The sequence below is a fragment of the Pannonibacter sp. SL95 genome (assembly GCF_026672425.1).
Taxonomy (GTDB): Bacteria; Pseudomonadota; Alphaproteobacteria; order Rhizobiales; family Stappiaceae; genus Pannonibacter.
This window is the reverse complement of the sequence record NZ_JAPPRC010000003.1, coordinates 777,383-798,912: the sequence shown is the minus strand read 5'-3', so window position 1 is coordinate 798,912 and position 21,530 is coordinate 777,383. Positions and strand designations below refer to the sequence as shown.

34 protein-coding genes are annotated in these 21,530 nt (G+C 64.6%); 2 read left to right on the top strand and 32 right to left on the bottom strand.

The window, feature by feature from the left end; all coding sequences use genetic code 11:
• Positions 1–58 precede the first annotated feature (58 nt).
• From OVA12_RS04240 to OVA12_RS04225, 4 genes are all read right to left on the bottom strand, one after another.
• Positions 59–436: a hypothetical protein gene (locus OVA12_RS04240; RefSeq protein WP_268134802.1), complete on the bottom strand. Its 378-nt coding sequence runs from the start codon at positions 434–436 to the stop codon at positions 59–61.
• Positions 437–560: 124 nt separating this feature from the next.
• Complete coding sequence (locus tag OVA12_RS04235) at positions 561–1,457, bottom strand: Mu-like prophage major head subunit gpT family protein (RefSeq protein ID WP_268134800.1); 897 nt, start codon at positions 1,455–1,457, stop codon at positions 561–563.
• Positions 1,458–1,484: 27 nt separating this feature from the next.
• Entirely contained in the window at positions 1,485–1,889 is a 405-nt protein-coding gene (locus tag OVA12_RS04230; protein WP_268134799.1) for a hypothetical protein, read from the bottom strand.
• Positions 1,890–1,953: 64 nt separating this feature from the next.
• Positions 1,954–2,940, bottom strand: a complete 987-nt coding sequence (locus OVA12_RS04225; RefSeq protein WP_268134797.1) for a phage protease — start codon at positions 2,938–2,940, stop codon at positions 1,954–1,956.
• Positions 2,941–3,229: 289 nt separating this feature from the next.
• Between OVA12_RS04225 and OVA12_RS04220 the strand changes: the two genes are divergently transcribed.
• Positions 3,230–3,670 (top strand): hypothetical protein, encoded by a 441-nt coding sequence (locus tag OVA12_RS04220; protein ID WP_268134795.1) that lies wholly within the window; start codon positions 3,230–3,232, stop codon positions 3,668–3,670.
• A gap of 112 nt (positions 3,671–3,782) precedes the next feature.
• Here the strand turns inward: OVA12_RS04220 and OVA12_RS04215 are convergent, their stop codons facing one another.
• From OVA12_RS04215 to OVA12_RS04080, 28 genes are all read right to left on the bottom strand, one after another.
• Positions 3,783–5,030, bottom strand: coding sequence for a phage head morphogenesis protein (locus tag OVA12_RS04215; protein ID WP_268134793.1), 1,248 nt, complete (start codon positions 5,028–5,030; stop codon positions 3,783–3,785).
• Positions 5,030–6,742, bottom strand: a complete 1,713-nt coding sequence (locus tag OVA12_RS04210) for a DUF935 domain-containing protein (RefSeq protein ID WP_268134791.1) — start codon at positions 6,740–6,742, stop codon at positions 5,030–5,032. The genes OVA12_RS04215 and OVA12_RS04210 overlap by 1 nt, the downstream gene beginning before the upstream one ends.
• Complete coding sequence (locus tag OVA12_RS04205) at positions 6,736–8,376, bottom strand: hypothetical protein (RefSeq protein WP_268134790.1); 1,641 nt, start codon at positions 8,374–8,376, stop codon at positions 6,736–6,738. Before OVA12_RS04205 ends, OVA12_RS04210 begins: the two co-directional genes overlap by 7 nt.
• Positions 8,373–8,954, bottom strand: coding sequence for a DUF3486 family protein (locus OVA12_RS04200; protein WP_268134789.1), 582 nt, complete (start codon positions 8,952–8,954; stop codon positions 8,373–8,375). Before OVA12_RS04200 ends, OVA12_RS04205 begins: the two co-directional genes overlap by 4 nt.
• Before the next feature lies 1 nt (position 8,955).
• A complete protein-coding gene (locus tag OVA12_RS04195; protein ID WP_268134787.1) occupies positions 8,956–9,273 on the bottom strand; it encodes a VpaChn25_0724 family phage protein in 318 nt (105 codons plus the stop codon).
• Positions 9,270–9,599: a DUF2730 family protein gene (locus OVA12_RS04190; protein ID WP_268134785.1), complete on the bottom strand. Its 330-nt coding sequence runs from the start codon at positions 9,597–9,599 to the stop codon at positions 9,270–9,272. Before OVA12_RS04190 ends, OVA12_RS04195 begins: the two co-directional genes overlap by 4 nt.
• On the bottom strand, positions 9,596–9,814 hold the full coding sequence (locus OVA12_RS04185; protein ID WP_161707535.1) for a TraR/DksA C4-type zinc finger protein: 219 nt from the start codon (positions 9,812–9,814) through the stop codon (positions 9,596–9,598). The genes OVA12_RS04190 and OVA12_RS04185 overlap by 4 nt, the downstream gene beginning before the upstream one ends.
• Before the next feature lie 194 nt (positions 9,815–10,008).
• A complete protein-coding gene (locus OVA12_RS04180; RefSeq protein WP_268134781.1) occupies positions 10,009–10,374 on the bottom strand; it encodes a hypothetical protein in 366 nt (121 codons plus the stop codon).
• On the bottom strand, positions 10,371–10,637 hold the full coding sequence (locus OVA12_RS04175; RefSeq protein WP_268134779.1) for an NAD(P)+ transhydrogenase beta chain: 267 nt from the start codon (positions 10,635–10,637) through the stop codon (positions 10,371–10,373). The genes OVA12_RS04180 and OVA12_RS04175 overlap by 4 nt, the downstream gene beginning before the upstream one ends.
• A 5-nt stretch (positions 10,638–10,642) precedes the next feature.
• Positions 10,643–11,365 carry a peptidoglycan recognition protein family protein gene (locus OVA12_RS04170; protein ID WP_268134777.1) on the bottom strand — a complete coding sequence of 241 codons (723 nt, stop codon included), beginning with the start codon at positions 11,363–11,365 and terminating at the stop codon, positions 10,643–10,645.
• Positions 11,366–11,485: 120 nt separating this feature from the next.
• A complete protein-coding gene (locus tag OVA12_RS04165) occupies positions 11,486–11,908 on the bottom strand; it encodes a hypothetical protein (RefSeq protein WP_268134776.1) in 423 nt (140 codons plus the stop codon).
• The gene (locus OVA12_RS04160; protein ID WP_268134774.1) at positions 11,905–12,168 is read right to left on the bottom strand and encodes a hypothetical protein; all 264 of its coding nucleotides are present in this window, start codon (positions 12,166–12,168) and stop codon (positions 11,905–11,907) included. The genes OVA12_RS04165 and OVA12_RS04160 overlap by 4 nt, the downstream gene beginning before the upstream one ends.
• Complete coding sequence (locus tag OVA12_RS04155; RefSeq protein ID WP_268134772.1) at positions 12,165–12,788, bottom strand: gp16 family protein; 624 nt, start codon at positions 12,786–12,788, stop codon at positions 12,165–12,167. Before OVA12_RS04155 ends, OVA12_RS04160 begins: the two co-directional genes overlap by 4 nt.
• The gene (locus tag OVA12_RS04150; RefSeq protein WP_268134770.1) at positions 12,785–13,015 is read right to left on the bottom strand and encodes a hypothetical protein; all 231 of its coding nucleotides are present in this window, start codon (positions 13,013–13,015) and stop codon (positions 12,785–12,787) included. Before OVA12_RS04150 ends, OVA12_RS04155 begins: the two co-directional genes overlap by 4 nt.
• Positions 13,012–13,209: a hypothetical protein gene (locus OVA12_RS04145; RefSeq protein WP_268134768.1), complete on the bottom strand. Its 198-nt coding sequence runs from the start codon at positions 13,207–13,209 to the stop codon at positions 13,012–13,014. The genes OVA12_RS04150 and OVA12_RS04145 overlap by 4 nt, the downstream gene beginning before the upstream one ends.
• Before the next feature lie 19 nt (positions 13,210–13,228).
• Positions 13,229–13,483 carry a gas vesicle protein V gene (locus OVA12_RS04140; RefSeq protein WP_268134766.1) on the bottom strand — a complete coding sequence of 85 codons (255 nt, stop codon included), beginning with the start codon at positions 13,481–13,483 and terminating at the stop codon, positions 13,229–13,231.
• A 2-nt stretch (positions 13,484–13,485) separates the two neighbouring features.
• Positions 13,486–13,770: a hypothetical protein gene (locus tag OVA12_RS04135; RefSeq protein ID WP_268134764.1), complete on the bottom strand. Its 285-nt coding sequence runs from the start codon at positions 13,768–13,770 to the stop codon at positions 13,486–13,488.
• Positions 13,767–14,063, bottom strand: a complete 297-nt coding sequence (locus tag OVA12_RS04130) for a hypothetical protein (protein WP_268134762.1) — start codon at positions 14,061–14,063, stop codon at positions 13,767–13,769. Before OVA12_RS04130 ends, OVA12_RS04135 begins: the two co-directional genes overlap by 4 nt.
• A 10-nt stretch (positions 14,064–14,073) precedes the next feature.
• Positions 14,074–14,688 (bottom strand): DUF3164 family protein, encoded by a 615-nt coding sequence (locus OVA12_RS04125; RefSeq protein ID WP_268134760.1) that lies wholly within the window; start codon positions 14,686–14,688, stop codon positions 14,074–14,076.
• Positions 14,678–15,082 carry a hypothetical protein gene (locus OVA12_RS04120; RefSeq protein WP_268134758.1) on the bottom strand — a complete coding sequence of 135 codons (405 nt, stop codon included), beginning with the start codon at positions 15,080–15,082 and terminating at the stop codon, positions 14,678–14,680. Before OVA12_RS04120 ends, OVA12_RS04125 begins: the two co-directional genes overlap by 11 nt.
• Entirely contained in the window at positions 15,079–15,351 is a 273-nt protein-coding gene (locus tag OVA12_RS04115) for a hypothetical protein (RefSeq protein ID WP_268134756.1), read from the bottom strand. Before OVA12_RS04115 ends, OVA12_RS04120 begins: the two co-directional genes overlap by 4 nt.
• A complete protein-coding gene (locus tag OVA12_RS04110; protein WP_268134754.1) occupies positions 15,345–15,626 on the bottom strand; it encodes a hypothetical protein in 282 nt (93 codons plus the stop codon). Before OVA12_RS04110 ends, OVA12_RS04115 begins: the two co-directional genes overlap by 7 nt.
• The gene (locus OVA12_RS04105; protein ID WP_268134752.1) at positions 15,623–16,588 is read right to left on the bottom strand and encodes an AAA family ATPase; all 966 of its coding nucleotides are present in this window, start codon (positions 16,586–16,588) and stop codon (positions 15,623–15,625) included. The genes OVA12_RS04110 and OVA12_RS04105 overlap by 4 nt, the downstream gene beginning before the upstream one ends.
• A gap of 95 nt (positions 16,589–16,683) precedes the next feature.
• A complete protein-coding gene (locus OVA12_RS04100) occupies positions 16,684–18,657 on the bottom strand; it encodes a transposase domain-containing protein (protein WP_268134750.1) in 1,974 nt (657 codons plus the stop codon).
• Positions 18,654–19,109, bottom strand: a complete 456-nt coding sequence (locus tag OVA12_RS04095; protein ID WP_268134748.1) for a hypothetical protein — start codon at positions 19,107–19,109, stop codon at positions 18,654–18,656. The genes OVA12_RS04100 and OVA12_RS04095 overlap by 4 nt, the downstream gene beginning before the upstream one ends.
• Positions 19,106–19,936, bottom strand: coding sequence for a ParB/RepB/Spo0J family partition protein (locus tag OVA12_RS04090; protein WP_268134746.1), 831 nt, complete (start codon positions 19,934–19,936; stop codon positions 19,106–19,108). The genes OVA12_RS04095 and OVA12_RS04090 overlap by 4 nt, the downstream gene beginning before the upstream one ends.
• On the bottom strand, positions 19,936–20,358 hold the full coding sequence (locus OVA12_RS04085; protein ID WP_268134745.1) for a hypothetical protein: 423 nt from the start codon (positions 20,356–20,358) through the stop codon (positions 19,936–19,938). Before OVA12_RS04085 ends, OVA12_RS04090 begins: the two co-directional genes overlap by 1 nt.
• A gap of 101 nt (positions 20,359–20,459) precedes the next feature.
• Positions 20,460–20,690: a helix-turn-helix domain-containing protein gene (locus OVA12_RS04080; RefSeq protein ID WP_268134744.1), complete on the bottom strand. Its 231-nt coding sequence runs from the start codon at positions 20,688–20,690 to the stop codon at positions 20,460–20,462.
• 205 nt (positions 20,691–20,895) lie between these two features.
• Between OVA12_RS04080 and OVA12_RS04075 the strand changes: the two genes are divergently transcribed.
• Positions 20,896–21,435, top strand: coding sequence for a helix-turn-helix domain-containing protein (locus tag OVA12_RS04075; protein ID WP_268134742.1), 540 nt, complete (start codon positions 20,896–20,898; stop codon positions 21,433–21,435).
• Positions 21,436–21,530: the final 95 nt, after the last annotated feature.

Here is a 21,530-nt window from a genome sequence, read left to right as displayed (position 1 = left end):
CTCCGGTCAATCCGGCTTGTCCTCTCGCGGCGCTCCCCGACGAATTCCGGGTTGGTGCCTATTCGATTTCGACCAGGCGCACGGTGACGCGCAGCATCGGGTCATCGCGCAGGCGCTCAAGCGTGGCTTCGACATCAGGGCCGAGATCCGCCTCGCTCAAGGTGAGAGGTGCGGGGCCGAAGGCCATGCCGGCACGGCGGCGCGGGCCGGCTGGGGCCGAAACGTCATAGACCGGCACGGTGACGACGTCGGCCGGAGCGGCCGGTTCGGCGGCAGTCTCGGCCTGCGCCTCGGCCGGGGCGGTCTGTTCGGCCTCGGTCGCCGGAGCGCGCTCAACGGGAGCGCTGTTTTCAAGCGCCTCCACCGGAGTTTCAGCGGCCTCGACCGGAGTTTCAGCCGAGGTATCTGCCGAGGCCTTGCTGCGAATGCGGGTCATGGGGATCTCCGATGCCATTGTCGTGTCTGTGCCGGGTTGTCGGGCGAGCGGGCGGCGCTCGCCGGAAAACCCGGCAGCCTGGCATTCTGCGGCCAGGCTGCCGGCCAGTGCTGCGGTCGATGGGCTAACGCAGCAACGGAGCCTTGATGATCTCAACGAGGTTCTGGTCGATGTTGCTGGTCCCGCCGATCTGGGCTGGGATGAGCAGGTCGCGCGCTTTGAAGAAATTCCCGTTCCCGACGATCACGTGCGTCGGGGTGACGCCCAGCGGGCGGCCTTCGTCGTCCGTAAAATTCGACATGGCGGTGTAGGCTGCGCGCAGGTTTGCGGAATTGAGCTCGGCCTTGGAGCCGAATGCCATCTGCCAGAACCCGTAGCCGGCCGCGACGCGCGCATCGACGCCATACAGATACTGGTCGCGCAAGAACACATGATCGGAAGTGTTGGGGTCTTCCTTGCGCGTGAAATTGTAGTCGCGGCGCTTCTGGAAAATCCATGGCTTCAGGGGCCGGCTGAAATCAACCAGGATCCATGGCTCCCCGGCCCCGGCTTGCATGTTCGAGACGGAAACCGACGCCCCTTCAGGGCCGACCGGATGGTCCGTATCAAAGAAGGACTGGCCGTCATGGCAGAGTGCGGAGAAGCTGCCGTTGATCGCCTCGAACAGGATCCGGTCCGGGTGCGTGCCCGCGGACTGGCCCATCATCTCGAAACGCGTAGAATAGAGGCCGAGGCTGTCATCCTCGATGTCGTCCCGCTCGACGCCCACCGTCATCTCGAATTTGCGGTTGCGGATCGAATAGCCCTTGGCCGACAACTGATTAATGCGGCGGTCGCCGATCCACTCACGCATTTGCGGCATATCGCCGAGCCAGGAATAGGTTTCCTCGCGAGCCGTCGAGGTGATGACAGTCGCAAGCGAGGTGTAGAGCGGTGCCGAACCGGAAAAACCTTTCTGGAACGACGTCTTGAAGCCTTTGAAAGCGGCTTCGAGCAGATCGGGCGTAATGACGCGAGGCATGTCTGGTATCCCTGATTGCGGCGTGGGTCAGAGACCGACGCGAACGAACACGACCCCGTCCTCAATGTCGACGACGCGGCCGGCGATAGAGCGGGTGTTGGTGGCGGAGGTGCGGGCAACCGTCTGATCGTCGACGATGAAACAATCCGCGCCGATGTCGCTGGCGGTCACAGCGTCGGCCGCGTGATTGGCAAAGCCGAACACGCCGCGCTCGATCGCAACACTGGCCGCACCGTTTGCGCCAGCGTTGACAACGGTGACACGGGACAGGCCGACGGCGCGCAGGTTGACGGCGGCGCGGCCGGGGCAGGCCCAGCCTGCGTCCATCACGACGAGACCGCCCTGGTAGATCGTCGTCGCGGCCTTGACCGGGACGGTGGCATTGCGACCCTCGATCTCGACGATCTTGCGGGCCTGTGTCAGTGCGGGCATCTCAGCCTCCGGGATAGGCCGGCGCGGCAGCGCGGGCCGGGTCAGTTGGGATCAGTCGGCTGCGTCAGGCAGCGGTCAGGCCATTGGCCTTGCGGTACTCGTCCTCGGTCAGGCCCATCTGGCGCATGACCTCGCGGTCCTCCGCGCTCAGGGTGGCGAGATCACCGGTCAGACCACCGGCCGGGACCGTCTGGGCGTCGAGACGCGAGGGCGTCAGGGCCGCACCGAAAGTCTCGAACAGCGCCTCGACCTGGGCGAGCCCCTCGGGCGTGGCGCAGAGCGCCTCATAGGCGGCACGCTGGGCCGGGACGATTTTGCGAGCCTTCAGCGCGCCCTCGATCGTGGCGGCAACCTTGGCGTCATGGGCCGCCTTGTCGCGCGCCGCCAGATCGGCCGTGAGCTGTGCGCAGCGCGCCAGCGCCTCGGCATGGACAGCCGGATCAACGCGGGCCTTGAGCGTGGTGATTGCCGAGAGGCAGGACGTTTCACCGGCATCGGGACTGAGGCCGAGGGCGAGGGCAATTTCCTTGGGCATGTTGTGCTCCTGAGGTGAGGGATCAGCCGAGGCAACGGCGGGCATGGACACGGCCGGGGCCGCAACCAGGGCGGCCGAATGCAGCCAGATCGCCCGCTTGGTATCGTCGAGCTGCAGGACCGGCGAAATGTAGCGGTGGGTGCGGGCGGTGAGGATGCGCAGGCCCTCATCGAGCCAGTCGACCGCGCCATAGAGACCATCGGCGCGGGGTTCGAGCTGCGTTACCCAGCCGACAGCCGGAGCAGCCTCGCCGGCAGCTGCCCGTCTGACCGTCGCATGATCGAGATCGATCGGCAGATGGACGCCATCTGCAGCAAACCGCGCGACCAGCACCTCCGGGTCGACATCGAACACACGGCCGTCGCGCGCGGTGAACCGGCCGCGCGGCGCGATCTTGATCGATGCCGGTCCGGCCTGCCGGGCAACCGCAGCCGGGTCGGCGGCGAATGCGTCGACGACCGTCAGGCCGGATGCCATTTCGGCGGAGAGGCAGTGGAGGGAGCGCGGTGTCATCATGCGGCGACAGTGCCACGCGACACGGCAGGCGCCTGGCTGACAGCTGTCAGCAGCGCGAAATCAGGGGCAGCGATTTTTGGGAAAGGGTCGCGGGACGAACAGTGTCCCGTCCGGCGATGTCTCCATCTAACGCGGGACAGGGGCGAGGATCAAGAGCCGATCAAAATTTGAAGCGGATTTGAAGCCCTTGGACGCGTTTTAAAGGCCCCGGCCCTATGGCGGGGGCTCCGAGGGGCTTCTCGCGCGTCTGTGGCGCTCGTATAACAGGCCAGTTGACCGGAGCCTGACCATGATCCGCCGCCTCGCCACCGCTTTAATTGCCACAGCCGTTCTCGCCCTGCCGATCCCTGTGCCGGCTGCAGCCGCATCAGACTGGCCGACGGCGGAGACTTATCTGAACATCATGGGGTGCAAGAGCACCGCGGCTACATGCGAGGTCAGCAAAAGCGACTGGAGCAAAAACTATTCAGACGCGATACGCGGGGACTATCAGGCACAGCGGAATGTTGCCTATTGCCTGTCGACAGGCTGCGACGGCGCCATTTTGCCGAACCCGCAGCTCGGTTGCGCTTGGCGCTTTGTGATCTTGGAGAGCGGGCATTTGCTCGCAGGGAACATGGATCTCTCCGCCTTGCGTGCGTTCTGCTCCCAGCCGTATGTCGATGATGCTGGGGTCGCTCTGTCAAAGGCGCAAGCCGTTCGTATGTTGCAGATGCTTGGCAATCGTTGAAGGGCTGGCGTCTGTTTGTTAGTATCAAGTTGCGTGGCAGCGAAACCCGTTGTCCTAGATGACCATTGGAGGGGATCCGGCTAGTCCGGCGGCGGTCCCTCCCTGCCACGTCTCAATCTCCCAACGGCCAGTCTATTCCCATATCCTTCAGTTTCTGGCGGAGCCGCTTGTGGTCTTGTTGGTGCATCGAGTTAACGCGCAGGTATCCGTTGGACGAGGCCACGACAAACGCCCGCCAGATGGTCCTACCAAGCCTGTAGAGGACCGTGCGCGTCTTCGCGCTGCCAGCCATGTCCGGCAGGATAATGCCTGCGCGTAGCATCTCGGGCAGTAGTGCAAAATCAGTAATCGCCATGCTATGCACCCTAATCCGGTCCGTGATCACATTGGTGGGGATCGAGATCACCGGCGATACGGCCCCCAGCTCGGCCGCCAGGGCGGGATTGTGCCCGGCCGGCAACCAGACCTTTTCCGGCAGGAGCGGCGCGAGCCGCAAATAGGGATCAGCCCAGAGCTCGGTCAGCACGCGATTTGCGTCGACCGGCGCGGCCTCGGCGAGCTGCGCCTCCAGATTGGCGATCAGCGTCGATGCGCGGGCGAGGCCCGGATTTGTGTGCCAGCCCGGATCGATGCCGGCCGGGATGCTGGACCGCTCGCCCGTGCGGCGGTTGATGACGTCAACCGGAGGGCCGAGATCCGGCGCGGTGTCACGGTATTCAATCGTGATGTCGGAGCCGTCCAGTTTACTTCCGACAATGCGCGTGGTCCCGATAAGCCGCTCGGCCTCCCGCGCCGAGATCATCCGCACCTGGCATTTGCAGCCCCAGCCGTTGGGCGGCCAGTAGCTGCGCCAGAACGGGTGATCGACCGGCAGGATGGTGCCGACCAGGGCGCGGTGTTCGGGCCGGGGATCGCTGCTGGTCGTCGCCACGTAGAGAGCATAAGGGAGGAATTTTTTCGACCGCTGCGCACGCTCCCATTGCCCGGCCGAGCGGGCGGAATTGACGTTCGACCAGAATATGGTCTTGAGCCGGCGCGGGTTGGAGAAATCCACCCGCACCGGGTCATCCTGGCCGGTCGGGTCCATGACCAGGCGCGGCCCCCACCAGCCGAGTTTCGTCAGCTCCGCCTGGATCAGCGGCCGCCAGCTGTCGATGCCTTGGCCATCGGAGAGCGCCTGCGAGATCGTGCGACGAAACGCGTTGAGGAGATCAAGTTCGGTCGCCTTGGCGACGGTAAAGCGATACGCGTGCTCCTCGGCCCAGACGTCCAGCCACGAAAACGCCGGACGGTTCGTCTTGCCGTCGAAATAGCCGGTCACCTCTTGAGGGGGCGCAAAGCTGCGCTTGGCGCTCGGCATCAGTCGGCCAGGTCGCCGATGCCACGCGCGATCGCGGTGAGCGGGCCGAGGCGTTCAGCGAGTTTTGCCGCGTCCGGAAGCCGGGTTTCAAGCATCGTCAAGGCCTCTTCCAGGGATCCTGCCTCGCGGATGATCGCGGCCAGCGGCGCGAGCAGCGGATCGGCAACGGCCTGCCAGTCGTCCATGGCTCCGGCAAACAGCGCGTCGACCTCGGCCATGGCGTCCGGCTTGCCTGCCTCGGCACTCAGCAGCGCGGTGCAGGCTGCGCAGCCGCAAGACCGTTTGTGGTCGGAGACGATCGCCGCAAGCGCCGCCTGGCGCTGGTCCTGGTCCTTGGCTGGGGCCGCCTTGTCCGATGGCTTCTCGCCGGGCTTTTCCCTGGCGGGGTCGGACTTGGCGGGGTCGGCCTTGGCCGGCGCACTCTCCGCCTTGTCGGCCGAGGTGCCGGCCGGTGCCGGGGGCGCGCTGGGGGCCGGGGCCGCGAGCAGCTCGTCGTCGTCGGACGGATCGGAAAGACCCAGTTTCTCGCGGATCTCGCCCTGCGCCACGCGGAAACCCAGCGGGACGAGAATGCCCAGGCTCTCGGCCAGCGCCTTGACGTCCTCGGGATCCGGGACAGGCAGCTCGAGGAGCGGATAGACCTCCTGCGGACCGAAATTGAGATCGACAAACGGACGGATCAGATCGCGGTTGAACGTCGCCGCGAGCTGGCGGCAGTCGGCGCGCAAAATGTCGAGGCGCACCTCGTTGTGCACCTTGGCCTGCCCGAGCGACGAGCCGTCGTCGCTCGTCATTGTCTGGCCGAGGACCAGCTTGGAGATCTGCCGGTCGACATAGTCCAGGAGCCCGGAGAACACGGCAGCGCCGTTCGCGCCGTTGACCTCATGAAACTCGATCTCCATCCCGGCCGGGATGATGGCTGCCGCGTCATTGGCGATGGACGCCACCGCGCGCAAGAGCGTGCGTTTATCCTCCGGGCTGGCGGCCGCGTTGTACTTGCCGACGCGGAGTGGCATCCCGTAGACCTCGGAAAATGCCGCCCAGCCCTGGGCCGTAAACTGGTGGATCAGATAGCCCCAGGCCGCAGGTCTGGCCATGCCACGCCGCAGCGGCAAACCGAGGCGAGTGCGCGGCATATGCCGCAGGAATTTGGCCTCCGGCAGCGGTTCGCCCTCGGCCGAGCCGTCGACTTCGATCCGCAGCTTGCGCAGCGTCAAATCGTCAAACCGGAAAAATCGCGGGTCGCGGTCGACATAGGCGACGGGCCGCAGCGCGCCGCGCTCGTATTCCCACATCATCTCCGAGACCGCGAAGCCCTTTGCGATCCCGTCAGGCAAATGATCGCGCGCGTCCTCGAACCCGGCATCCTCGATCAGGCTGTTGACGGCATCGACGATCCGCGTCGGCACGCCCTCGCTCTCGATCGTGAAATCGACAGAGCGGATCGCTAGGCGGCGCGTCTGCAGCTGCGACGCATAGTGGAGGTATCGCTCCTCCATCTCCTCGGCGAGGGTTAGGTAGGCGCGGCCGAACCCCTTGGCAGCGTCCCGCAGGATCGTGCCGAGGCGCTCCGGCGTGAGGCCGGACGCGATGCGATCTTCATGTGTGCGCCGGACGCCGGCGACTGTCGGCGTGGCAATCTCCTGACCGAGCGTGCTGACCTTGATCGGGTTGCCATCGGGGCCGAGGATGCGGCTCGTTCGCGTTACCAATGCTGTCTCCCGAACTCGCTGCCAAAATCATCGTCGTCCATGTCCGGCCCACCGTTGTGGCCAATCATGTCGCGTCTAAGATCGGCGATTGACGTGTATTCGTACTGGTACCACTGCTGCCGGCTCGCCCAGTGGCCGAGCGCCAGGGCAATGGCAAAATCGCCGTGGCGTTTTTTCGTCGGTCCACCCGTGCGCACGTCCGGCACCTTGGGCACGCCATTGACCACACGCACGATGCGCAGGTCGGACAGATGCGGCTCGTCCTTGGCCAGGACGATGTCCGCGTCCTCGAAGGCCGCTTTAAGCGGCGGCATGTTGAACCGGTACCAGTCCGTCGAAAACTTGATCGGGGCGATCAGGCCGCCGTCGTTGTCATCCGTCCGGAAACCGAACTCGCGGCCCATGTCCTCGGCAACGGTCCAGCCCATGCCCGTGGCATCGAACGCCGCGCCGACGAGCCGTGGTGCTCCGCGCAGGATCATGCGCACGAGTTGTTTCTGCTCGTCGCCTGGCACGTTGCGCATCTCCAGCGTCAGCACCTCGCGGCGAACCAGCATCCGGTCGACCGAGAGCAGCGTGGCGACCGACAGGTCAGCCACGCGCGCGAAGTCGAAGCCGAACGCATGCACCATGGTGCGGTCCAGCTCCTTGATCGCCGCCTTGACCTGCGCCAGCGCCGGGGCCATCAGGACCGCGCGTTCGAGCCGGGAGAGGTGAAGATAGTTGCCGGGGAGCTCCAGCCGGATGATCGGGCAATCGCCGGTCATCCGGGCTTCGATGAGCGGAGCCGACAGCCAGGCACCGGTGCCGGCCGTCGGGATGCAGAACAGCTCCTCGTCCGCGCCGTCGCCGTAAAAGTCGATGATCTCCTGCCGCCACTCGGCCTCGCCCTCTGCTGTCCATTCCTGGCCGTTGACGAGGCAGATGCGCTCATAGAGGCCCTGGCGCAGGGCGTCGTCAAAATCGATGCGGAGATGGTGGTACGGTTTGCGGCCGGACAGGATGTCCTGGATCTGCTTGTTGAACTCGTTTTCGGTGCCGTCATGGGTCGAGCAGACGACGACCTGGCCGCCCCACATCAGGAACGCGAGCGCGGCCTTGAGCAGTTCCGGCAGGCTGTCGACGAAAGCAGCCTCGTCGATCATCACGACGCCCTGTTTGCCGCGCAGCGAGCGCGGAGCTGACGACAGGGCGATGATCTCGAAGCCGCTGGCAAAGCGGATGCGGAACGCCTGGATTGCCCGCTCGCCGTCCTTGTCGCTGTCGTCGAACAGGAACTCGTCGACAGCCAGGGCGGCGTTGGAAAAGGCCCGTGCCCACATGCCGCATGCGTCGATGAACTCGCGTGTCATCTCCTGCGAATAGGAGATGTACATGACGTCCATGCCGCCAGCCTCTTTGGCGCGCCCGGCGCGCAGGGCGGCATAGGCGGCAAAGCCAAAGGTCAGGCCGATGCGGCGACTTTTCTCGATGAACAGGACGCGGCAGACGCTGCTTTCGAGGAGCTCGATCGTCTGCGCCTGATACGGCAGCAGGGCATTGGGAAGCCCGACCTGGGCGACCAGGCCGGGCAAAACTTCTGTCGCCGTGCGCCGGGCCTCGGCCCATTGCTCCTTGGTAATGGGGGCGGTCATGTCTTCACGCCCAGGATCTGCGCCTTGATCGCCTCGGCCGTCTCTGCCGTGAGACCACGCACCTTGGCGACCTTCTCGATGGCGCTCTCGGCCTGTTTGGCGAACTCCTCCTCAACCTTGCGGCGGCGATCGGACGAGACCGTCTGCGCCTGCGCTGCCTTGTGCAGCGCGTTGGCCAGCGACATTGCCCCCTTCGGATCGAGGCCGGCCTCGCCGGAGTTTGTGAGCAGCTCGAACACCAGTGTCTTGATGGCCTCGGCAGCGATCAGCGTCAGATTGTCGGAGGCCTGTGCATCGAATTTGCCGGCGATGGCGGAGGCGATCTCGCGGGTTTCATCGAGCCGGCGCGTCATCGTCGCAAGCCGGATCGAGTATCGGTTGAACGCCGAAAACGACGGGATCGAGAACTCCAGCTCGCCGCGATGCTCCCGCGCGACAGCCTCCAACTTGCCGACAAACTCCTGGTAAATGTCGATCTGGGTCCGGTCGCGATCCTGCAGCGCCTCGGCCGCCCAGGCGACGGCCGGTGTGCATTCGTCCGGCAGCAGTTCGATCCCGGAAAGCCGGCCGCGTCCCATGTCAGGCTCCGATCGCGCGGGACGGGCGCTTGACGCCCTCGATCGCGATATGCCGCTGCAGGTGCCGGTGGCCGTGCTCGGTCAGCGTGGCGATCTGCACGGTGCCGGCAGCCGTCAGGGTGACGGCGTCCATCATCTGCAGATACTCCAGTTGCTGGTGGATCCACGGCCTGGGCTGGTGGATCGCGAAACGTGCCAGGACCGGTTCGATCAGAGACGATGCCAGGCTTTCGTTGGTCTGCTCCGCAAGCGCGCGGAGGATGATCAGCCGCGCCTCTTCCTTGACGAGGCGTGCGAAGTCGGTGGCAAGTTCGGTCATTTCTTCGCTTGCTCCATCATCAGTTCGTGCATGCGTTCGCTGATCGCCACGATGGGGCGGAGGCGCTCGTCCATTGCGGCAAACATGCCCTTCATCTCTGTGAGCTGCAGCTCCATCCGATGTTGGGCATCACGATCCGGCAAATGCTTGAGCTCGCCCTCGATCCACTGGATCCGCCGTTCGTGGCTGTCCTGCGTTGACGCCATCTTCTCGACGCGTCCGGAGAGCGCCTTTTCACCCGAACTGAAATAGCCCTTGGCATGACCGAGGAGCGCGATCACGGCGAGGACCAGGCCGAGGTACTGAGAGATCTCGGATGGGGTCATCGTGCATAGACCTCCCGCTCGACCTGCTCTTGGCAGGCAACACAACGCGTTGCCGCCGGATAGGCAGCGCGGCGGGCGGCGGGGATGGTGCAGCCGCAGTCGGCGCAGTCATCCGAGCCGCTGCAGCGCATGTTGGCGACGGCGGCCGAAATGGTCGCGTCGCGCTCCTGATCGGCACGCAGCTGCGCCAGCTCCAGCGCATATTCATTCAGCATGGGGTCCTCCAGATGCCGCGACGGCGGCCGCGCGGCGGGTCTCACATGTGCGCAGTGCCGTTCGATCGCGGCCCCACAAATCAGCGGTCTCGCGCTCGCCCAGGCGCCGGTCCGGCAGCGGCACCGGCGCGGCGCAGGGTACGATTGCCACTGTCGGCAGCTCGCGCTCGACGAGGGCGGTGCGCAGGATCGGGCTATCGGCCGTTGAGCAGCCGGACACGATCACGGCCGAGGCCACACTCAGGGCTGTCAGGCAGCTGCGCATTGGCTTTCTCCAGTTCAGCGGCTCGGGCATCGGCAGCGGCAATCTGATCGCGGGCGGTTGCCTCGGCCGCCATGGTGCGGCGGAGCGCGCCCGCAATGGCCTGGGCCGTGCGAGCCTCGGCAGCCTGGATCTCGCCGCGCCAATGGGCATCGCGCTCGGCGATGGCGGAGGCCCTCACAATCGTGATCAGGGCGTTGACCTGGCGCAGGCTCTGCCAGCCGACCAGGGCGATGGCGAGGACGAGCGTCCCCACGATGACGAAGCCGACCATGCGGCCACTCACGAGCGACATCATGCGCCGGCCTCCGGGTCTGCGCGCGGATCATAGGCACGGCTCGCCTGGGCGGCCGCGCGATAGTCCAGCGAACCAAAGGCGCGATGCAAACCGAGGATCGCGACGATCATCGCCACCATGGACGGGAGGGCGACCGCGCCGAATGCGACGGCGGTCTCGACGCCAGCAACAGCGCCAACGGTGAGCGCCAGGATCACGACCCAGGCGAGGACCATTGACGCCCAGAGCGCCTGTTTCGAGGTGCGATAAGCGGGACGGTTCATGGCGGTCACCGCTGATAGTTTTCGAGGGCAGAGAACGGCGGACGCCCGTTGAGCGCGAGGCGCATCTCGTTGCGCGTCTGCGGACCGACGACGCCGTCGGCCACGATCTGGCGCTCGCGCTGGAATGCCAGCGTCTCGGCCTCTACAGCATGACCAAACAGGTCGTCTGGATCCTGGCTGCTCAGCAGCGGGCTCGGTTGATTGCGGTTCTCGCGCCACGTGATGAGCTGATCGCGCCAGGATTGAGCAAACTGGCCGGCGTCGCCCCGCTGCAGGAGGTGATCGACAATTGGCTTAAAGAGGCGTTCTCGTCCCTCGAACAGATGATCATACTCGGCCGACGCGTCGAAGCTCGGGCAGGCCTTGGCAGCGTATTCGTTGTGACCGGAGATCTTGCGAATGTTGAAACGGTCGCGCAGCTCCATCAGCTCGGCCGCGAGGGCGCGCCGCTGTGCCGGGGTCCGCGTGTCCTTCGGTGTCCGACCATCGGCGGCGAGGCCACCCACATAAACGACGCCAATCGTGCCGTCGTTGTGGCCAGCACAATGCGCGCCGACGGCAGACAACGGACGGCCGGCCAGGCGCGCGCCGGTGATGTCGATCACCCGGTGATAGCCGATGCCGGACCAGCCCCGCGCGCGGTGCCAGGCGTCGATTTCCGCGACGCTGACCGGCCGGCCTTCCGGCGTCGCGGTGCAGTGGACGATGATTTCGTTGATGGGGCGCACGGGTCAGCTCCTGTCGGGCCGGTGGATCGGCGGACGTGGAGCAACTCTGCGGTGCGGTGGGGATTTGAGCGGGCTGACAGCTGTCAGCAGGCCATCAGGCGGGACGCTGCGGGCGGCTGATCAGAACAGCGAGCCCTGCGCGTCATCATCGCGCTGCCCCGCTTTCATGCGCCAAATCGTCCGTTCATGCAAGCCGCTTCGACGCGCGGCCTCGCGCGCGCTGGCTCCGGCCTGTAGCTCGCGCGCAGCCTGGCGGCGGGCATTGGCGAGGAGGGACGCCGGACCGCGCGGGATAATCTCATTCGAGACGCCGCGCAGCCGGCCATCGGGATCGAGAGTGGCGAGACCACGGCAGATCTGGTCCGCCGTGGCAAATCCGACCAGCTCGGTCAGCCAGTGCCCGTCGACGGCCTGCGGCGGGATTGAGACCCGGGTGCCGCCGTGGCTCGACGCAATACGATAGGCCACATCGACGCCCGCGATCTCGGCGATGTCGCCGAGGAGACCGGGCAGCGATGTCGTGCAGGACCGGTCATCGCTCATGACGGACGTCTCCGGTCTCGCACCTGCACCGTGACGGTCGCCACGACGACGACACCCGGCGCTCCCGTCTGCTCGGCCCGGCGCGTCAGGTGATAACGCACGCGGCCGAGCCGAACGGCGCTGGCACCGTACGCGGCACCGGCAGCCACATCGCCGCCGATCATTGCCCGGATCGCGGCGACATCGATCCCGTGCACCCGCTCCAGCCAGCGCAGCACAGCATGGTCGGAGACATCGACAACCGTTGGCAGCGGCCTCATGATGCACCTCGGATCAGGGTGCCGAGGTCGTTCATGACCGCGATCCAATCGTTCCGTGAAAGCAGCGTGAAATCGTCTGCGAAGCCCATTTCACGAAGCTTGTCAGAGAGCTGACCGGAGACCAGACCGCGCGCCTGGGCGCGTCCCCACTGCGCCAGCACAATATGCAGGCGCGGATCGGACGGCACCGGCGAGCTCTTGCTGTCCCTGAACATCCAGTCGTTACCGGTTTCGCGTCGGATCCACCCCTTGAGTGCCTCGATCGCCCTGGCGGCGTCACTCGGATCCGACAGAAACCGGGTGTGATCGACGCCCGTTTGGCGCTTGACGAAAGCCAGCATCGCCGCGTCGCGCTTGTCCCGGACGATGCCGAGGTTCCATGCGGCGATCCAAAGGCTCTGCAGTTTCGGCGCGTATTTGCCTGTCGCGCGGTCCTTGCGCTGTGCCGGCCGAGGCCCGAAGCCCTGGCCGCGCAGCACTTTGAGCACTTGTTGCCGCTCGGCCTCGCTCATGTCACGCGTGGACGACTTGCCCGTGATCGACGCGAGCTTGGCGCGGTACGTGTCGTCGTCCAGGCCGAGCTGGGATTTGGCGACATGGATGGCGGCGATCGAGCTCATGCGTCACCTCCGCGCTGATCGGTCAACAGAAGCTGCGGCTTTCTGGGGGGCTTGGCCCGGCTTGCCTTCTGATCCTGCAAAATACGGTCGAGACTATCGATCAGATAACCGAGCTCGCCGGGATCACCGCAGGCCAGCTCGATTTTCAGGATCGACGCCTGGCTCGACTTGATGTTTGCCGAGTACGACCGGATCTCGGTGCTCTTGCCCAAGTAGATGCTGCTCATGCGCCGACCCTCCGCAGCTCGGCCGCGTATTCGCGGCGCAGGATCTCGCAGCTCCTGCCGATCACGAGCTCGCGCTGCTCGTCAGTGAGTTTCCGGGTCGCCTTGGCCAGTTTTTTAGCCATCAGCACAGTCAGGATGCCCATCTCGTCGACCGGGCTCTCCACGGACGCCACCGCCGCCTGGACGGCGAGCATGACCCGGTCCGTCGCCAGGTCACTCGTCGATCCACCAGTATCGCGGTTTGTCACAAACGCTGTCATGTCCATCGGGTTTAATCTCCGTTTCGCACCGGGCCTCTAGCTCCAGTCGCATCAGATCCGTGGTGGCGCGGGCGAGCTGCTGTTGCAGGTCCGGCAGCCGGTGCAGTCGCCAGCGGCGGCGGTTTGCCTCGGCGAGCAGATCCCGCCGCCGCTGGCGCAGATGCTCCGCCTCGGCATCCATCTGTCGATGATCGTCGAGGCGGGTCATGTTCACAGCCCTTTGATCTGCTGGTTGAGCCGATCAATCGAACGGTTTGCGGCTCGTACCCACGCCTTCAGCAGCGGTGTGCCGGCCTGTGTGCAGCTCGCACCGACGCCGCCGCAGCGCAGGGCATACGCGCCTGCGGAAAACCGGGTCTTTGCCCCCTCCAAAAACTCCATATGGTGGATCACCGTGTTGGCATCGGAGCGGTCTAGCTCGACGTTGACCCATTCAATGAGGTCGCGGAGGTATTGGACTTTCTCTGCTCCGCGCAGGTGACGCGTTGCCTTCATGCCGGCCCCCCCTCGCTAACAGTCTCGACGTCAGGTTCGGCGTGAACTTTGACCGTGATGCCCGCATCCCTTAGAACGCCATAGCCTTCGGCAAAGTCATCCGGCGAGACTTCGGAGACGTTCGTGGCAAACCACGCGATATGTCTTGCATGTGCCTCGTAGGCATCGTCGTCAGTGCCAAAGTCTGTGATGACGGCATTGAACTCCTCCATGAGTTCGCTGGTGAACCTGGACGTATCGAGCTCGACGGTGACTTGGCGTGTCACTGCAACGACGAAGCGCTTGGTTGTCATCTCCACCTCCTCAAACGCTGGCGATGTCGAGCGAGATCGGGATCCGGTCATCCTCGCGCTGGCCGCGCTTGTAGGCCCGGACATACGTTTTTGTGCCGGTGACGCGAACGGCATCCGAGATCGCGTCCATCGCACGTGTCCAGTCGGCATCGTCGATGTTGAGGCGGCGGAGGCCGAGCACACGGTGCGTCGAGATCTTGCCCTGCTTGTCGACCTGGAATGCCTGGTCGATCAGGACGCGCAGGTTTGCGTTGGCCCCCTCGCTCCAACGATGGATGCACCCGTCAATCAGCGCTTTTGCGGCCTCCAACTCGGCACCAAACGTGATGTTTTCAGCGACCGCGACAAGGATCTGCGCCGAGCCGTCAAACCGCGACAACGTCACATTCCCTTTCTGGCCACCGCGCCGAGCACCGTATTTTTCGGCAACCAGATCGCGGAACGCCTGGACGTCTCCGAGCGCGCGCGCTTTGAACGTCGCCAGCCGTGCCGACAATTCCTCGGCCTCGGCGACGAGCTCGCGAACGAGCGCATCCTCTTCCTGGTGTTCGGGTTTGATGGCGCTGAGCGGGATCAACGCGCCTTTGGCGTCCATCCAGTAGCCCTCGGGCAGTTCAGTGGTCATTCGAATAGCCTTTCACAGTTGGGAGGGAGATCCTGGACTTGCGCGGCCCCTTGGTGGCTCGCCGGTCCGGCTGCGGATCTCCCATGAGGGATGCTGTGGGATTGCGCTCGGCCAGCTCCGCGATCTGGTCCACATGCGGGCTGACGCGGTACTGGCGGGCCGGAACGGCGGCAGCGCGCCGTTCCGGGTATCGGGTGCGGTCCACGGAGTTGACCGTCAGCAACGGCTCGATCCACTCCTCGGCCCGGATCAGGCATCGGGCGGTGCGCAGCGTCGTAGCTACATCGGCTTCCGAGCGTGCCAGCGTCGATGCGATTGCCTCGTAATTCTCGCCGAGGGCACGCATGCCGATCAGCATGGCGAGCTCCTGCATGGTCCAGTGACGCACTCTCATGCCGCACCTCCCGGCGCATCGCCGCCGCTTGCGAGCGCCGCCCGATCGCGCGCGGCGAACAGCACCACGTTCGATCCGGCGAGCTGCTCGGCTGTGATCTGTGCGAGCCTTGCAGCCTGTTCGGCTTCGAGGTGCTCGGCCGCGATGATGCAGGTCACGAGCGCTCGATCGAGGAGGTCGGCAACGCTCGCATGCATGGACAATGAGCCGTCGGGAGCACGGCCGGATGCCACGCTGTTCCGCATGATTTTCAGGTGATCGCTCAGCATGCGTCATCCTCCGTTCTGCGCTGGAACACTGGCCGGATCACGTTGTCGGTTGCGGTTGAGACGGCCGAGAGTGCTCCGGCGACCGCCTCGGCGGCGAGCTGCCGCGTCTGCTGGCCCCGCTCCAGGAGGCGATGCGCCTGGAGCTCGCATTCGAGCGCCGCTGCCAGGTCGGCGAGCGCGGCAACCTCGGCAGCAATGCGGTCCAGAATTGCAGGTTCAGCATGCGGCAGGGTAATGGCGATCGACCGCAGCTCGCGGGAGAGGACCAGGCTCATGCCATGTCCTCCACGTCGCGGTTGCTCCATGCGTCGCGGATGTGCGTCGCGGTGACCTGCTCCGCGCCCTCGCTCATCGAGAGCATGGACGCGAGTTTCATGGTCTTGTCGATCTGGCCGAGGGCACCGCCTTTCATCCCGACACCGGTCAGAAACCGCACCGCATCCGGATCGGTTACACCCCAGGCTGCGATGTAGGCCGAAAGGTCTTCCGAGTAAGGCTTGTTGCGCTTGAGGCGTTTGCCGATCCGGCGCTTGAGCTGGGCATAGCTCGGCCCGTCCGCACGACGGGTAAACCGGGCATAGATCTCCTCGTTGCCGACGAGCGCGATCCCGCACCGGTTGATGTCGACAAAATGCCGGAGCTGATTGATCGCGTCATCGACCAGGTTCTGGGCCTCGTCGACGATCAGGAGCGTATGTCCGCCCTGGGCCTCCAGCCGCTGGCCGATGGCCTCGACGTAGCGCGCCGGATTGTGCTGCGTCACACCGAGCGCGCCGACCAGGGCGACCAGCATCCCGTGCACCGTTTTGGTGTGCGGGCTGATCGTGACCATGTGCACGTGCGGCGTCACGGCCTGGTAGTAGCGGCAGGCAGCGGTTTTGCCGAGCCCGGAGGCGGCGGTGATCACAACCAGATCGGGGCAGATCTGCGCCCACTGCAGCGTGTTGATGATCTCGCTGGCCGTACGCAGCCGGAGGAAACCGGGTCCGGTCGGGATAGCGGACACGAGCTCCTGCTGATTCTCGACCGCCTCCAGCCAGCGGCGGATCTGCTCATTCTGGCGGTCAAGCCGGCCCATGTAGGAGCCGCTGTACCACTGCGAAAATGCGGAGGCGGTGAACTCAGCACGACGTCCCGCCTCGGTTTTGTTCCACCCGCGCGCCTGGGCGACCTCGCGGACGCGCTCGATAAGACCTCTCCAATTCTCGATATCGTCCGCCGTCCGTCCGGCGATCATTGCCGGCTCCTTTGTGGGGCGGTCCCAATTGCTGCCGCTTGTGCTGACTGTTTCATTCATCTATAAAGTTCCTTGAGTGACTTCTTTGGGCGGGATCAGTTCCCGCCCTTTCTTTTTTCGGAACCGTACGCAGTACTTTGCGGCCCATTCCCGTTCGGGAATTCCAGGACGTTCGCGCCGACAAGGCTCATTGCCCGCGCGAACTTGTCTTCAAATTCGTCTGCTTGCTGCGGCTCCACCTTCCGGGCCGCGTTGCCTGTAAACACGCGCCGGACAGCCGGGCGGACCGGCGTTGTCTCGGCCGGGGCTGCCGGCTTGCCCTTCGCGTAGACCTGAGCCAGCTGCTCGGCCGTGAGCGCCGCGTGGGTGTCGCGCTCAAGGCGCAAGGCTTTCTGGTATGCCGACCGTTTGCGCTCGTGCACCCGCGCGGCCTCGGCATCGTGAAACCCGGTGTCCTCGACGCATGCGGCCTCGCAGATCAGCGAATTGTCGAGGTCGTAGACCCGGAGCGGCTTGGTGAGATGGTCCGGATCGAACCGGACAATGACCTTGCGGCCGGCAAACGCCGTAAGCTCCCGCGACCAGTAACGGTTGCCGTAAATGTGGATCTCGCCGTTCCCTTTTCGGGCGCGGAGGCCCTCGGAGGCGAGCAACCACAGCGACCGTTGTGCTGCTGTTGGCTGGCGCACGATCGTCCCGGGAGCCTCCATCGACGCCTGAAACGTCTCGTCGAAGGACCGGCCGGCACAGGCCTTGCGTCCCGGCCGCGCATTGTGCTCGGCAATCATCGCGTCCACATGCGCCCGGAACACATCGAGCGGCACAGCGTGGCTGGCGTAATTTTCCGGTTTAGCATCCGGCCGATTGCCGGTGTAGGCACCGGCGCAGACCGGGTGTCGTGCGACGTCGTCGGTGAGATCGCGGAATGCGCGCTCGATCGGTTTCGACTGCCCGGAATACGGCTTGGTGAACTGGAGCTCGACACCGAGCGCGGTCAGCAGGCCCTGGGGATCCTCGTCACGCACCTTGAACCGGTAGCGGTTCGGTGCCCCACCGGTGATCCACTTGCTCGCAAATGCCCGGCCGTTGTCGAGCGTGATGCGTTCGGGGATCCCGAACCGCTCGACCATGTCGCCGATCACCAGCCGCGTCGTCTCTTTGTTTTCGCTGTCGGACAAGCGCCAGGCGACGAACTTGCCGGAGTAGAGATCTTGCAGGGCGATCAGATAGAGGCGGGTGATCGTCCCGTCCGGCATGCGGACGAACACATCGAATTTATGGCCGTCCATGTTGACCGCCTCCATCGCGTGGAGGTGGTCCCGCGTCCGCCGTTGCGCCGGGTAAAGAGCCTTTGCCCGGTCCCGGCCAGAGCGCGCGAGGATCTGCGCGGCCTCGGAAACCTCGGCATCCAATCGCCGCCGCAGCGCCCGCTCCGACGGGAGCGGCGTCCAGCCGTGCTCGGCCGCTGCCGCAGCAACGCGGCGATAGCAGGCCGAAAACGACGGCTTTTCGGGGCGCAGATAGTCGCTTTTGATGCAGTCCCAGATCTGCGGATGGCAATCCGCCCACTCGCGCTCCGAACGATATGAGGGTGCGAGCGCCGCGAGCCAGTCTTCGCGAGGATGCTGCGTTGCCAGCTCCTGCCAGTAGTAGACAGTGCGCACCGAGACCTGCTCGCGGCGGGCAATCAACGCTGCTGCGGCCTGAGTTGTTGAGCCCGCGACGACCATCGCCATGCAGTCACTGACCGCGCGGAGCCGGTCTGCCGCGATCGCCTTGTGCCTGGCTGGCAGCGCATCATAGCGTTGCCAGAGAGCATCACGCGCAGGATCGCGGGCATCGTTTGCCGGGGCGTCAAACAGCATCATCAGCCGGGTCTGCGCGAGCTGCGGCAGTAAGCTAATATGATACTCCCAGCCGCCGCCGGACTGGCTCGCACGCCGGGCCCGCTGCAGGTCGCTCTGCCAACGCTCTGCGAGGATCATGCGATGCAGCGCTGATTTGCTTCGCGGAATGTCGGGCAGTCCAGACGAGACCAATTCTGCCGCTGTGAACCACTCCTTGGTCATTTGCGCCTCCGGAGGTTCAGGGGCTTAGCCCGCAGCTCACTAAGGCGAGAGGCGCAACGGCGCTGCTCTTCCTGCCAATAGGCAATCTCGGCAAGCAGGGTTTCGTCGCCGTCCATCATGGTTAGCCCGTCATCGCTGACGAGTTCGTCCCAAAGCCAGGTTGCCCCGCTTGCCTTCACAAAGGCCTTGAACCGCAGCAACGTGATGTCATGGCCGGTCTTGCTCTCGGCCGTGTAGGCATCGAGCACGCCCTTTGTCACAGAGGTTGCGAGATAGCGGCTCATGCGGGCCGCGATTTCCGCGCGGTCGAAAGGACACTCCCGGATTGCCCGTGCCATCGCGCGCTTCAGCCGCGCACGAAACTTGTCCGCGTCAATGCTGTCGACGAAGACGCGGACAGGGAAGGCGGAACTGTCGCCAAAGAGGTCCAGCTGGTGAGGATTGCGGCTCATGCCTGTGCCTCCCTGAGCGCGGTTTGCGGGTCGGCAGCGCCCGTCGCAACAAGACCGAAGTTGGCGAGAAAGCGTGCTTGGACACTCGCATTCGACCGCGACCAGAGATCCGCGAGCCGATAAAACGCCTGTTCATCCGCCGATACGGGTGTCACTGGCCGTTCACTCAGCAGGCTGAATACGGCCTTGATGTCCTGCGTCTCACGCCATCCGATCGCTGCACGCCGCTGGAGCGCCGGTTCCATCTTGGCCAGCTTCAGAAGAACTGTTGTCTGATCCGCGACGGGGGAATGGCGCAGGGCGGAACGCAGTTCCGGATGCAAGCGGCGAGCTATCTGGTCGAGACGTTTGGCACTTCGTTCGGAAACTCCAAGCCGGTCGGCCACGTGTTCAGAGAAGCCGCCCTCGATCAAAGGGCCACCGTGGCCCTTTGATTTCTGATCGCCGCCACGCTTGATCTGGCCATGCTCTTCTTGCCAAAGCTCACGATAGCGCTGCACGAAGATCGCCCGGTCGAGCACGGAGAGGTCGTTCCGGAACAGGTTCTCTGCGATCTCGAGAAGCTGTGCCTGGCGGCTATCCGCCTTGACCACAAAGGCGTCAATTTCGGTCAAACCGGCGATCTGGCTGGCCCTTAGACGGTGCCCCCCGGCTACGAGTGTGTATTTGCCGCCCTTCTGTGCCGGCGTCGAACGAACCTGTACGGGCGACTGCAGTCCGATCTCGCGGATCGATCCAGCGATCACCGCAGCATGATCCTCGTCGATTTCCCTAAGCCGCTCTCCGACATGGATGTCGTCAATCGCGATCGTTTTGATCTCGGCCATCAGGCAGCCCTCCTGATGCGAGTTTCGAGGACTAGGCTACGGGCACGATCTGTCAGGTCCTGGTAGCATTCGAAAAAGCGCGGCTCGTCCAGACGCTCGTCGATTGTTCGCAGTGCTCGATTGATGGCTTCCCGCGAGCGCCCCTGCATCTCGACAACACGGCGCTTCGGGACGAAGAACGTTTTCACCATCAGGTGAAGCGCGATTTGCCGCGCAAGTGCCGCGTCGAACCATTCATGCGGCGGCGCGATAACGTCGCGTAGGGAAAGCCAGGGGAACAGGTCTTTCGCAGCGACAAAGCAAGCTGCCTGGATGTCATTCAGGGCTTCGTCATCCGACAGGCCGGCAGGCATAGACCTGTCGAATTCGACCGATGGTTTCGTCATTGTCTGGAACGCCTTGCTGGAGGAAAGTAAAGGCATGGCGCGGTCGGTAGGGCAGCCGGGGGAGTGAAGGCCTGACAGCCTTCCCCTGCCGCTTGACGGACGCTAAGGGCTAGAACCACCCGGCCGCTCCATACCCCTCAGGCTGCATCGCGTGCGGCTTGAGCCTTTGTGTCGTTGCCGTTAAGCAGTTGCTCATTGGCACGGGACAGGATCCGGGAACTGCGGATCGGATAGCGGTCCGGAAACAGGTCCGCGACCGGCACCTTAAGAAAGTCTGCAATGGCCTGCTCGGCTTTGCGGACTGGACGGGTCCAGACATGGCCAAAGATGGCGGGCGTTGAACCCGCAAGCTTTGCCAGGGCAGCCATGGTCATCCCCCGGCGGTGTAATTCCGCCTTGATGGCATGGCGATCCCAAGTCCTGGGCTTCGACATGGAATACCTCGCTGGAAAACGGCTTGCTGCAACAGGCCGTTTTCTTGTCTTTGTTGTGTGATTTCCCGGCGCACTAATTCGCGCCGACAGAAAAGGATTAAAACGAAAAACCGTTTTAGTAAAGCGGAATTTCGTTTTAATGAGTGATCGCGTGGCTAGACCAGAAGTCCCGCCCAAAACCGAGCTTGCGAAAAGGCTTAGGGAGATACGGCATGCCTTAGGCGACCCGGAGCGCGGGTCGTTCGCTGCGACCGTTGGTGTCAGCAAAACTACGCTTGCATCTTATGAGCGCGGCGAGAGCGAGCCGACAGCGTCAGCTCTTGCCTCGTATCAGCAGCAATATGGCGTAAACATCGCTTGGGTGCTCACTGGGGAAGGCGCGTTATTCGCTGATCCGCCAAGGCACTCGGCGGCTGCGCCGTCGCCAGCTATTGACCCTGACGTATTCCGGGCGGTCGGTCGGCTGGTCTTGAAGGTCTACAAGGATGTGGGGATCAAGCTGCCCCCTGATGCGCTGCTGGACGAACAGGCTGGCGCATACAACGCGCTCATCGCCCGTGCAGAAGATCCGCGCGACATCGCCGAACTGACAGCACTACTGCCATGGTTGGAGGCGCGCCTTCGCAAGTCCTTGGCTGCGGCCGCCGCTGAGCCCGGATCTGGCAAACACGCGGGTTGATGGTGATAAGCAGTGCAATCATCAGTATAATTGCCAAAGCGTTGGTAAACGGAACGTTTCCAGGCGCGCGCATAGCGAGATTTCAACCTGACCTC